This window comes from Candidatus Gorgyraea atricola, assembly GCA_030765235.1.
Classification (GTDB): domain Bacteria; phylum Omnitrophota; class Gorgyraeia; order Gorgyraeales; family Gorgyraeaceae; genus Gorgyraea; species Gorgyraea atricola.
Genome location: JAVCCW010000016.1, coordinates 1 through 13,814 on the forward strand (window position 1 = coordinate 1; position 13,814 = coordinate 13,814).

The window sequence follows — 13,814 nt, forward strand, 5'->3', positions numbered from 1 at the left end:
AGAAACAACAGACCCAAAAACTCGTTAAAAAAGGAAGCCCATACATCATAAAGGGAATAATAGCCCTCGTATCACTGACTCTCATAGGAGGCATTCTCTGGGGCATCATAAGATTCCTCCGCAACAGGAATAAGCCTCCCACCCAGGGACCAAAGCCACCACCAGTATCCACATCTTCATCAAAGTCCATCTTCAGCCATGTCAGGAAAGCTTCAAAAGGCTTAATGAGTTTCATTAAAGAACATAAGTTTTTAATGATTTTTCTTGTCGTCGCCCTTATTTTACCACTTATATTCCCGAATAATTCAGATGCGCAATCCGTTTCTTACTTATCTACTTTTGGATTTGCCGGAAGTATGGATTTAAGGAAAGGTCACGGTAAGGTTACAAAGGATCTCGGTGTTGATTCCAAGATAGCAGAGCTTATGGTAGAGCTTAACGGAAAGATAGTAAAGGATGCTCGAGACAGGAAAATAGGAGAGGACAAGAGAGAGCCGTATGAATTTACCTTGAGGGATGTCAGGAAATGGACTGAATTCTTTAATAAATACAAAGCGGGCATGGGCATCACAAAGGCATTTGTTAAAGGCGCATATTATATATACCGTGACAGGATGGAGACAGAAACGGATAAAAAGAAATTCATGGACCATCTTAAGAAATTAAAACTGGATGAGCTTGTTAAAATCGATACAGAAGTAGTTGATTTAAAAGAGTTGTTTAATGATGAAAAAGAAGATACCTTTAGCGCGCTCTTCGGCAAGAACCCATGGGCAGTATTCTCGCATTATATAAAGGGCGATTCACAGGAACTAAAAGAGGCAGTTGAGCTTATGCGCCAGATGCTTTTGGATGAAGATGAGACAAAGGCAGCACAGGCCATAGCAACATGGTCAAGCCTGCCAGATGAAGTAGTGAAAGAATTGACCAGCATAGGCATTGATAAAGATATTGGCCAGGAAATATTTAAAAATATTAATGAAACGCAGGGTCAACCTGATGCAGTTTTTATAGCGAGACTCAGGGCCCTTGGCGAGTTGAACTACAATGAAGCAGCTCCTCTTATATTGGATAGCCTCGAATATTATCTTCAGAGAGAAATATCCCTGGAAGTCGTGGAAGCCATGGTTGATACATTGGTAAGGCTTGGATATAGAGGAGAGGCTGTTAGAAAGCTGGAAGACATACTGGAGAAGGCAGATAGCTCTATGCATAAGGATTTAGGGATACTTTTAGATATAGCCCGTGGCCGCGCAGCAGCCAGGACTGAGGCAAAAACTGTTTCAAGCGATGCCTTGAAGCTCAAGAATATCTTCAGGTCGAAGTCAGGCGAAATAAAAAGGAACTTCAAAAAGGTCATTGAACAGGACGCAAACCTCAATGGCATAGACAGGATGATTTCCGAATATTTCAGGCGCAATGGAACCAAACTGCAGTTTGTGGATGCAATGCTAAAGATAAATAATAGAGAAGAAGATAAAAGATATGTGCCGGATGAAAAGGCCTCTGAGATGATCCCTATCTCGCATACAGTAAGAGACCTTGAGAGGATCGCGCAGGCAATAGACCTGGAAGACCCTCTTTTACTTGTAGGGGAGACTGGCGTTGGAAAAACTTCTTTAGTAAGATTTCTTGCGGCACTCTCTAAAAATAATTTCAGGCGTTTTAACCTGAATGGGCAGACTGATAAACTCGAATTCATAGGAGGATTTAAGCCTGAAAGGATTACTGTCAGCCTGAGCGAGGCAGAAACGATTATTAGAGATACACTTTCAAGCGACAGAAAGAGCGATCTGGATTTATTAAGGAACGTAGTTAGAAAAATTACCGGGGATGATGCGAGCTATGATGAGGCCGAGGAATTTGTTAAAAAGGCGCTTTCTCAGAGAAGTAAAAAAGCCATTCTATATATAGGACAGGCGATTGCAAATAAGAATATCCGTTTTAAATGGGACGATGGGATTCTCATCGAAGCGATGAAGAAAGGACACTGGCTGCTTCTCGACGAGATCAATCTTGCTGAGCCAGAAGTGATTGAGAGGATAAGGTATCTACTTGATCCAGACGGCTATCTGACTATAAGCGAACACGACAAAGAGACATTTATAAAGGCACAGGAATATGACAGGCGCGTCTCACTTATTGTGAAAGAGCTTGAAGAAAAAGGGACAAAGGTATCAAAGAAAGAACTTGTCGCAAAGGCTATTAAGGAATTAAAGACACAGGGCATATACAGGATTCATCCAAATTTCCGACTCTTTGCAACTATGAATCCAGCTGAATACGAAGGCCGTAAGGATATGTCGCCGGCGCTTATGAATAAGTTCAGGGTCAAATGGATCAATGAGCTTACAGACGAAGACCTGAGAAAAATAATCTGCGTAAAATATAGATTTAGCGAGTCATTTATTGATAAGCTGATGATTTTCCATAAGAACCTGAAGGAGATAAGCGGCCAGCATGGGAAATTAGGCATGGAAGAGGGACAACCTTATTATTTTACCATAAGACACTTATTGCGGCTTGCAGAGAGATTAAAGGATAGGAATGCGCATACTGAATTTAAGACAGATAAGGATATAGAAAGGGCGATATATTTTGAGTCTCAAGAGGTCTATGGCGATGAATTGCGCGACAGAGAAGATATTAAGATATTCAACAAGATGCTCAAAAAGACATTTAAGGATAACTATGAGGCGAGAGATATTGAGGTTGATTCCAGTAAGGATGAGATAGTTATAGGAGAGGCGATATTAAAGATAAATAAAAAAGGCGGAAAACTTGTCCCTGGCGCAGATGCGATATTAAAGCTCGTTCCGACCACGAAAAGGTATCTTGCTAAGCTGGCACGCGCAATCCAGATGAATGAAAAACTCTTGTTGGTCGGTCCGACAGGCGGAGCAAAGACATCGCTTATAAAATTCCTGGCGCATCTCACAAATAATGAATTTGTAAGGATAAATCTGGACGTTCAGACAGATGCCTCTGAATTGATAGGAAAGCTTATTCCCAAAGAAGGGGAGGATGGTTTTGAATGGGTGGATGGGATCCTGGTCAAGGCAATGAGGGAAGGTCAGTGGATTCTTCTTGATGAGATTAACCTTGCTGAGCCAGATATCCTGGAAAGGATAAACTCGTTGCTCGATGATGATGGAAACCTGGTACTTACAGAGCATAACAATGAAAGGATTCAGCCGCATCCGAATTTCCGTTTATTTGCAGCAATGAACCCGGATAGATACGCCGGAAGGAACAGGCTTTCGCGCGCAATGAAAAATAAATTCTCTGAGAAATGGATCAGCGGAAAGATGTCAGAACAGGAGATAAATGATATCATAAATTTCTATCTTACAGATACCATGGTTAGTCAACTCGGAGCCGTTAAAGAAAGTATAGCCGATTCGATTTCCCCTGAGATGGCCAGGCTGTATCTCAGGACTTTAGACATGATAGAAACAGGAGAGTTAGGAAGGGATAAAATAAGCGGAGGAGATATAGGCGACTATAATTTCAGCATGAGGGATTTAAGGGATTGGGCAGATTTTATCAGGCGTTTGGCTCCGCAGATAGGAAATGCAAGGGCGATGATAGAAGGCGCGCTATACATATACCGGGATAGGCTGGAAGGGATAATTGATAAAGAGAATTTCCGTGACAAGATCTTGAAGGCAATAGATCAAACTGTTTTTCCGGGGGACGCGATTGATATAGATAAGATGGATGTCCTTGAAGAGGAGGGTAGAGGCGCGCTTGAATTATTGGAGCAGAAGATGGAAGAAGAAGGTGCTACACAGACTGATTTGGAAAAGGCAACGATTTTAGAAAAGTTTGATGATCTGACAAAAGATTTTCCTCTTGGATTCAATGCGGATTATGGATTACCTGCTATCAGAAGGAACCTCATCTCTACTAATACAGAGGATTTTGCAAATGGAGTGAGGGGTTTTGCGCTTCTGCCTGTAGCAATTGCAGAAGAATTATTGGAGACGGCATTGGATAGCGCGCAGCCAGAGATCAAGCGGGCTGGCATCGAGGTTGTAGGTCATCTTGGTATTGGAAAGGCAAAATTCAGTGATATTTTAATAGAATCCTTAAATAGTGATTCGCAGGAAGTCAGGATAGCCGCTGCATTAGTTATGGAACAGCTTTTTGATAAGGATAGTATTCCGAAAGTACCAAGGCCTGATAGGCTCGGAAGGAGAGAAGCAGTAAGGCTTCTTGTAGAAAGATCCACTGATGTGCAGGATGACGGAGGGCAAGATTATTTAGGTATAAAAAATATTATTAGATCACCTGTCTTAAATAGCCTTTCAGGGATATTCGGTAGTTTTTTAGGCACGATAGGGATCCTTCAGGCATTAGCCGGTGGAGATTTAGGCGTCATTCTAACTATATTAGTTATTTTAGTCCCAACTTTAGCTTCGATGGCTTTGTTTCAGATAACAATGAGGCTATTCTATCTTGGATATAATATAATATTTTCACAGCAGTATAACATTTTGGCGGAGAGGTATAAGACAATTCCGCTTAACCCAGAAGATTTCTATGCGTTAATAAGAGATCCTGGCTTGGTGTCATTTTCAACGCTTCCGATAACCTTTGAAACAGGCAGCAATTTAGCGCCAACTAAACTCGGACTCCTCTTAAAAATAGTTTCATCGGTAGGAAGCGCGACAGGCCTGATGTTTACTATGCTGGCTTTTCAGGAGAGCTCCATGTTATTCTTGTTTAAGTTGTTAAGTAATCCAATAGTTTTAAGTATATATAGTAGTGCGGTTGGCGCAGCATTTGGCTGGGTATTATCCAGCGCGATACTTACCGGCGTTTCAGTGTCAAGAGAGGCAATGTATAATCCACTGATCCACAGCTATCGCACAAAGACCAAAAAACATATGGGCAGGGAGACCTTTAATATAACACTGCCTTACGACAAGGAGACTATAGAGTTATTTACAAGATACAGGGAAGAACAGGATAGAAGGGCTAATATTAATGTTGCGCTGGAAGATCATAAGGTATTCATGCAGGATATAGAATCAGCATTAAAAGAGGATAAGATAAAAGTTGATACTGAAAGAGGCAAGGTGCTTATTGATGACATAGAAATAGATGTAGATATGGAAAACAATAGGGCCCATGTGCCTGAGAAAAAGACAGCCGAATTAATAAAGACAGTCTCCACGGTGAGGAATTTAAAGAAGATCGCCATATCAACCATGCTGGATGATCCCGTGCTGCTGGTCGGAGAGTCAGGCGTTGGCAAGACCTCGCTTGTAAGATACCTCGCTTATTTAACCAATAATAACTTCCGCAGGTTTAACCTCAATGGACGGACAGACAAGACAGAATTTATAGGCGGCTGGAAGCCGGATGAAGATGGGAATTTCCAGTGGGTTGAAGGCATCTTGATCAAGGCATTGAGAGAGGGAGACTGGTTGGCCCTGGATGAGATAAACCTTGCTGAATCGCAGGTCCTGGAGAGGATAAATTCACTGCTGGATGACGATGGGCAGCTGAGGATCACAGAGCATCATGATGAGACATGGATCAAGGATCCAGAATACGATAGAAGGGTCAAGGATATTCAGGATAAAGAGAATTGTTCTGAGGAAGAAGCCAAAAAGATCCTGACTGAACAGAGAGTATTTTGTATACATCCAAAATTCAGGCTTTTTGCAACAATGAATCCTGCTGAATATGCTGGTAGAAATCTCTTGTCCCCTGCCTTGATGAATCGTTTCCGAGTCAAATGGATCGATGATTTATATATGAATGAGAAGAAGGCAATACTTCACGAGATCTATGGTGCTCGCGATGGCAGGCCCGGTTTGAGCCTTGATCATATTGATCGCCTTGATTATCTGCACACCGGTATCAAGAACCTTTCTATATCAAGGGATTTCGGAGCTGATGAAAGAGACCCTTATTACTATAGCCTGAGGGATTTGATGAAAGTAGGGAAAAGAGTTAAAGTCAGGATCGAAGACATGCTTGACAGAGGAGACGGGGTTTCAGGGCAGGAGATCACTAATTTTGTATACCAGGAATTTCTGGAAGTATATGGCGACAGGATCAGAGACGAAGACGAGTATAAACGCTTCAGAGATTTCATGGTCAAGGCTGTGTTTCCGAATGGCTTAGAAGATAAGAATTTCAGGATAAGCGAGAGTGAGGATAAAGTTAGATTTGGAGAGGTTGTTTTAGATAAATGGAAAGAGGGCGGTAAGTATGTGCCTGATGAATGGGCTAGACTTACTCAAACACCAAGCACCAGGAAGCATTTAAAGAAACTTGCAAAGGCAGTAAAGCTGGATGAAAAACTGCTGATGGTAGGTCCTACTGGCAGCGCCAAGACATCTCTGGCAAGATGCCTTGCTCATATGACAGGTAATAACTTCATGAGGGTAAATTTGGATGCGCAGGCAGATACAGCAGAGATCATAGGCCATTATGTACCAGAGGAGGATTCAGAGGATAAGTTCAGGTGGGTGGACGGTGACCTTATTGAGGCCATGAGGAATGGTTGCTGGATTCTGTTTGACGAGATAAACCTTGCTGAGCCTGAGATCCTGGAGAGAATAAATTCGTTGCTGGACGATGACGGATGCCTGGTTATAACAGAACATGAGGGCGAGAAATGGATATCTGCCAAAGATTATGACGAAAAGGTCCTTAATTATGTTGAGGAGAAAAAGACTGATAAAGACGAGAGGGATGAAAGCGAAATAGAGAAAGAGGCAAAAGAGAAGCTGTTCAAGCAAGGGATTTACAGGATCCATCATAATTTCCGATTATTTGCTGCCATGAATCCTGAAAGGTACGCAGGAAGAAATAGATTGTCCCTTGCCATGCGTAACAAATTCTCAGAGACCTGGATATCCGGGAAGCTCAGCATAAAAGAGAAGAGGGATATTGTTACAGATTTTCTTGATAATGTTCAGGATGCCGAGTCTGTAGCCAGAGATATGGTCCTTTTCCATGAAAGGGTAGAGAGGCTTAAAGAAGAACAATTGTTTGAAGGCGGAGGGCCTGGAGGCTATGAGTTCAGCATGCGAGAACTGAAGAGCTGGGCAATGTATATCAATAAATATAAGGATACGCTGGGCATTGAAAAGGCATTTATAAAAGGCGCTCGTTATGTCTATTATGACAGGATAGAATCTTTACCCGCGGAGATCTCTCTGGATCCTGAAAAAGACAGAAAGGCATTTCGTAAATTGTTAAGAAAAATAAAGCTTAGGAATGCCAGGAGTCACATAAAAGACGTTTTTGAAAAAGAGGTCAAAAAATCAGACAAGGCCGTGGTACAGAAAGATGGCCAGGAGATACAGATATTCGATACTGTATTAGAGGTAAACAAAGACGAGGATAGAGAATATGTGCCCAGCAGGGAAACAGCAGACCTTATTCTTACAGACGCTACGCTCAAGAACCTGGAAAAGGTAGTCGAGTCTGTATCTTTAAAGGAAAATCTTTTGCTTAAAGGAGAGACTGGCGTAGGAAAGACTTCGCTTATAAGATACCTTGCCTACATCACAGGGAACAGCTTCAGAAGGTTTAATCTGAGCGGCCAGACAGAAAAGATAGATTTTATAGGAGGGTTCAAGCCCAGAAAAGGGCACTTTGAATGGCATCCTGGTATACTTATTGAGGCAATGAAAAGAGGAGATTGGTTTGTCCTGGATGAGATCAATCTCGCTCCGCCTCAAGTGCTGGAGAGGATAAATTCATTATTGGATGACGATGGCTTTATAGTAATTACAGAGCATAAGGGAGAAAAATGGATCCAGGCAGAAAAGTATAATGTAATGAAGAGTAGATACAGGCAGGAATTCAGCCTAACAGAAGAAGAAGCAGAGCAGAGATTGACCGATGAATATATTTTTAAAATACACGAAAACTTCAGATTATTCGCTACCATGAATCCAGATGAGTATGCCGGCAGAAAGGCATTTTCGCCAGCGCTTCTTAATCGATTTAGGGTCAAATGGATAGACGAGCTTCCTGAAAAGGATCTAAAAGAGATCTTAGCAAAGAGATACAGCAGTTTTGCCTCTAAGGGTTTTATCGATAAGGCGTTAAATGTCCATCATAAAATGAGGGAGAACGCCGAAGGAATAATCGAGGAGAAGATCTGTTTTACAGTGCGTCATCTTATGCGCTGGTTTGATCGAGTGCAGAACGGCATTAAAAGAGACTCGCAGGCAGATATTGATCGGTTAGCGGTTATTGAAGCAAAAGAGGTGTATGGCGATGGCTTATCAGATGAGTTTATGCACCTTAATCTTAAGAAAGAACTTGTGGATATTCTTAAAGGAGAATTTGGCAGTGATTATAAAGATGCCAGTATGGAGATCAGGCAAGAGCAAGATTTTGCTTATTTTGGAGAGGTTAAATTAGCCAGAGAAGATATAAGCGAGAGGGAGAAATGGGTAAGCGGCCCAGCGCTTCGCGAAGTCCCATCCACATGCAGGTTCTTGAAAAAACTGGCAAAGTGCGTCTCAGAAGAAGAGGCAGTTCTTATGGTAGGCCTTACTGGAGGCGGCAAGACATCTCTCCCGAGGTACCTGTCTGATCTGACTAATAGTAATTTCGTTGCGCTGGATTTAGATGGACAGACTGATACAGCCCAGCTGATAGGTCAATACGTGCCAAACGAAAAGGTCGAGGGTGGTTACGAGTGGAAAGATGGACTTCTTGTCGAGGCAATGAAAAAAGGATGGTGGATACTAATAGATGAGATCAATCTTGCTGAGCCAGAGATAATCGAGAGATTAAATTCACTTCTTGATGACGATGGTTATCTTGTGCTAACCGAACACGACAATGAAAAAGTGGTGCCAAAAGAAGGATTCCGCTTGTTCACAGCCATGAATCCTGAGCATTATGCTGGCAGGACAAAGCTCTCTATTGCTATGCTCAATAAATTCCACCAGATGTGGGTGCCAAGAGATTTTAAGCATGACGAAGAGCTTGAACTGGTTAATCATTATTTAGGACATGATGGCGAGATACCAACAGCTACTATACATGTTGCTGATGATATAGTGCGTGAGGTAGAGGATTTTATACAGAAAGAGATTGAAGAAGAAGACAAGAGGCGCGAGGCGTATGAGAAGAGGCAAAGAGAACTGGCGCTTGCCAGAGAAGAGGCCTTTAATTCAGTGACTATGTTTGGTCTTGCAGGATTGGATTATATGATCAAATCCTTAAGCTCGATTTTTAAAAAAGACAGGCAGATAGAAAGAAAACTGAATCTAGGGGTTAAATATTTCAATGAAAAGAGAGAAAGAAAGGTCCCTGGTTTGAGTGCTGCAGAAAGAAGAAAGCTTAAAAAGCTCAACCGCAGATTAAAAGACATAGAACTTATTACAAGATTCTATGGAAGGGACTTTGATATTGATATATATCCTGGAGATGGGTGGGCGATAGCCTATCCGCCAGGAAAACCTCCAAGAATTATATTCCCAAAGAAAGAACTCCTGACAAAAAAGAGAGATTATGTTGCTGGAGCGTCTGTTCACGAGGCTGGCCATAGAGATATTTCCTGGATCAATAAATTTTTTATGCAAAAAGAAAGCAGGCGCTTTCTATTAAATGCAGTTGAGGATCCGCGCACCAATATCTGGACAAGGACAAAGGCAGGAGGCACTCAGAAATTTACCGACGCCTTGTATGTGGATTCATATCCCACGCATCCTGAGAAGACATTGGATGAAAGCGGTGTTATGCCGCATATACAATTCGGACTTGGGCTAATACACCATTGGTATTATGGTAAAGAGCATCCAGGGATAAGAGATCCAAAGGTATTAGAGGCCCTGGAAAAGACAAGGGAGGATACAATAAGGGCGTATAATATCCATGCAGGGGTCTTGGCCATATCTAAAGATGAAGAGATCGAAGACAGGTTTATCATTGATTCACCGCTTTACGGTAAACAGAAAATAGATTTAAAGATCGGCGATACATCTGGATTGACACGGGATGACATAAGCAGGATTACAAGGGTTGACAAAGAGAACTTTGAGATAATTACTGTTAGAGGTAAGCAGGGATTTAGTTTGTCAGAAGAAAAGACTCAAGAGAAGTTATTGATTAATTTCCATCCAAGCGCAAAAGAAAAACAGAAAGCAGCTAATCTATCTGCTCAGGTAGTAAGGGACAAGATCCTACCTGTTTACGAAGAATTAGTAAAAGAATCTAAGAATAGAAGAAAAGACGATCTTACGAAAGGAGAAGAAGGCGAAGGCGCTGATAAAGGTGAGCCTGGTTCAGGTGGCGGTATGGGTGAAGAAGAGGCGGAAAAGCAGGCTGAGAAGGATGTAGAGCAATCGTCAGGAGAGGCTGCAGATGAGATAGGGCCGAAGATCCCGATTAGCGGAGAAGAGGCGCCAGAAGAGGGTAAACCAGAGGAGAAAGAGGATAAAGAGAAAGGTACAGGTAAGTCTGGGGAAGAAGAAGTCCAGCCAGGGGAATACAAAGGTAAACCAGGAGATAAGGAGGCCAAGCCAGAAGAGGACAAAGAAAAACCAGAAGAAAGCGAAGGAGAACCAGAAAAGGGCAAGGTCGAACCAGAAGAGGACAAGAAACCAGAACCGTCACAGGCCAAACCACAGGGGCCTATGTCTATTGAAGAAAGAGCAAGATTGAGAGATAAACTAAAAGATAGCCTAAAAGAACAGCCTAAAGGCAGGATGTCTGTCAGGGATCGCGTGAAGTTGAATACCCAGCTCAAGAGTACCATTCAGATGCACAAGACAAGATATGACAAATATTATAGACCTGTCGCCAGGATAATAGAAAAGCTTTTTGGCACGCTGGATAACGAGTTGCATAAGGATACAAAGTTTAGATATAAAGGCCATTTTGAGACCGGGCCCAGGCCTGACATGAGGAAGGCTATGACAATGAAGAAGACCGGAGACATGAGCATATGGCTCAGGCGCGTCAAGGCTACTCAGAGGAGTTTTAAATTTGTCCTGGTCCTGGATGAAAGCGGTTCTATGGGCAGCTGCAGAGAAGATGCCATTAAAGCCCTTGTTGTTTTTATGGAGGTGCTATCAAGATTAAAGATAGACTTTGCTGTTATTGGATTTAGCGATTCCCCGTCCATCCATAAGACCTTTGGAGAAAAATTTAAATATAAAAATAAGGATGAGCTTATAAGCGAGGTTGATTCCTATATGGGGCATGGAGGCACCAATGATAGCGGAGCAGTGGATAAGGCTGTTGAATTGCTGGATAATGAAATAAGCGATACAAAGGTAGTTGTGGTTGTCACAGATGGATACGGCAATATAGGAGATACATTAGATAATGCCTTGAGTAGAGGTTATAAAAAACGCATAGATACTATAGGTATAGGAATAGGCGCGGATATGAACTATGTAAAGGAAGCATATGATCTTGGTATTACCGTGGAAGACCTGCAGGCTTTGCCAGTGGCAATGGCGCAGGTCCTGGTGGATATTGTTATACGCGGCAAGCATGTCAGGCCAAAGGGACGAGTTATTGAAGAGGTAGATAGCGATCAACAGGAATCTCAATCTAAAACCCGGAATTTTATTGGGATTTTGAAAAATATAATTAGTAGGCAGGATAAATTAGAAGACAGGAAGATTATAAATGATATACTTGTCTCAGGGGAACTTATCTTTTCAATGACCGGACTACATGAGGCAGATATCGATTCAGTTATAGTTAAGATGAGAGGGAGAGCCCCAGAATTTCAATATAATCATTATACAATAATTGTAAACAAAGGCAAAGATGATGAGATTCAGTTTCCTATTGCAGTAGGTAAGGGCGGAAGAACGCATGATAATAATGCCGAAGAAGAAATGATAAAGTATGATGATTGTGTAATAGGGTCTATTATTTCACAGGACAAAATCTATGATTATGTTGCTCGTCCAGAATTAGATATTAGTGATTCTAATTACACAAAAAACAGTTATGATTATGATACCGAGTTGCAGCTAAAATTAGAACAACACAAAAACAGATTTGTGGAAATTTGTAATTAAAAGGTGTTTTAGAAAACAATGTTGAGAAATATTAAAATTCTCCTTGACAAATGACTAATCATATGATAAGCTTTAATCAAGATGACAGATAAAGAGATTAGGCTAAAGATAAAAGAATACAGGGAAAAGCATAGTCTTACCCAGGAAGAATTAGCAAGGAAGCTGGATATTCCTAGCATTACAATATCACGATGGGAGCGAGGGAAGAATGCTTCAAAGATCTACAGAAAAGTCCTTAAACAAAGAGGAGTAATATGAATTTGATATTTTTTTGCCCATCTACTAATCATTTGATTAGTCATATTATTAGAAGGAGAGGTATAAAATGACACAGGGCGACATTTTATTTGTGGAAGATATTGCGAGATTATTTCATGTAACAGCTAATACGATTCAGCGGAAGAGATGGAGACAGGAGACCGGCATACCTTTACATAAGATAGGGAAGAAGTTATGCGGATTTAAACATGAAGTAGAGGAGTGGGCTAAATCAAGATGAGAACAAGGATTTCAGGCGTAAGAGAGATAATTAAAGGCAAGAGATACGAGGTGAACTTTGTCGTAACTGGCAAAAGGTACCAGTATCGCATTGATGCTACGTCTCTAACCGAGGCATTCAATAGGAAATTACAGGACATGGTAGAGAAAAAGAAGAATGTTAGTATGCTTATGAATAATGGAGAGCGGCTTAATGCTGGATTCAGTGACGCATGGGAGAGGCTGCATTCAGATCTTATCGCAGATAACCTCCCCAAGAAGACTATACAACATTATGCCAAGACATATAATAGGCTATTTAATGAGTTCCTGAACTCGAAATTTCCAGAGATACAGAGTTTTAATCAGATAGCTTTATTGGTTTTCAAAGAATACAAAAGTTACTATGTCAATGATCTTGATAGGCCTAAGGGATGGAGGGCAGAGCTTATTTTTGTTAAAGCTATAATGAGGCGTCTATATGGTCTCGGTTATTGCAGTAAGGAATTAGTAGAAAGTCTAAAAGACATTAAAAAGCCACATAGCAATAAAAAGGAATATACAAATATTCCTAATAGCAAGATCAAAGAGTTATTCCAGGCTATAAAGCAGGAGAGACCGGATTATTACTATCCGTTGTATTTTATTAGTAGAACAGGAAGAAGGATCAATGAAACCACACTCATAGAGCGGAAAGACGTAGAATGGAAGGCCCTTAATCCTGTAAGACTTAATATAAGAGCTGAGACTACAAAGACAAGACAAAATAGTCCGCTTAGAAAGCTTGACCAGGTTTTAGAAAGGATCATAGCTGAGGCATATAAGATAAGCCTGAAACACAATAAGCCTTATCTATTCCTTAATGCGTATGCTAGAAAATGCTCGCCTAGCAAGGTAAGAAGATACCTTAAGAAGGTAAGCAGAGAAGTCATAGGCCAGGAAATAACACCTCATTATTTCAGGCATAGATTCCTAACAGAATGCGGCAAGGCCAATGTTCCTATAGTAGATGTAATGGCTATATCAGGGCTTAAGGATATAAAGGTAATTGTAAAGTACTATACTCACAGTACAGAAGAAGGGCAGTCAAAAGTGCTTGAGGTTACTAGGGTATGATGATGAATGTGAATTTATGTGGTGCGAAATGTGGTGGAAAGGCGATTTTGAATACAAATGGGTTCGAATCCCTCCCTCTCCGCCAGTAGTTTTTAGTTTTTCCAACCTATTTTATTTCAGATAGTTATAAACTCGCCTAACTTTTTATCACCCCTTGGTGCCCAAATTATGCCCAAAATCTATAAAAAAATG

At 41.2% G+C, this 13,814-nt stretch carries 5 protein-coding genes; 4 read left to right on the top strand and 1 reads right to left on the bottom strand.

Going from position 1 to position 13,814, the window contains the following annotated elements; translation table 11 throughout:
* Window positions 1-235: hypothetical protein (locus tag P9L93_03110; protein MDP8230072.1), on the bottom strand; the 235-nt coding region annotated here is incomplete at its 3' end.
* Between P9L93_03110 and P9L93_03115 the strand changes: the two genes are divergently transcribed.
* From P9L93_03115 to P9L93_03130, 4 genes are all read left to right on the top strand, one after another.
* Complete coding sequence (locus P9L93_03115; protein ID MDP8230073.1) at window positions 225-12,029, top strand: AAA family ATPase; 11,805 nt, start codon at window positions 225-227, stop codon at window positions 12,027-12,029. The two genes, P9L93_03110 and P9L93_03115, sit on opposite strands and share 11 nt — an antisense overlap.
* An 81-nt stretch (window positions 12,030-12,110) precedes the next feature.
* Window positions 12,111-12,287, top strand: a complete 177-nt coding sequence (locus P9L93_03120; GenBank protein ID MDP8230074.1) for a helix-turn-helix transcriptional regulator — start codon at window positions 12,111-12,113, stop codon at window positions 12,285-12,287.
* A 67-nt stretch (window positions 12,288-12,354) separates the two neighbouring features.
* Complete coding sequence (locus P9L93_03125; GenBank protein ID MDP8230075.1) at window positions 12,355-12,528, top strand: excisionase; 174 nt, start codon at window positions 12,355-12,357, stop codon at window positions 12,526-12,528.
* Window positions 12,525-13,622, top strand: coding sequence for a site-specific integrase (locus P9L93_03130; protein MDP8230076.1), 1,098 nt, complete (start codon window positions 12,525-12,527; stop codon window positions 13,620-13,622). The genes P9L93_03125 and P9L93_03130 overlap by 4 nt, the downstream gene beginning before the upstream one ends.
* Window positions 13,623-13,814: the final 192 nt, after the last annotated feature.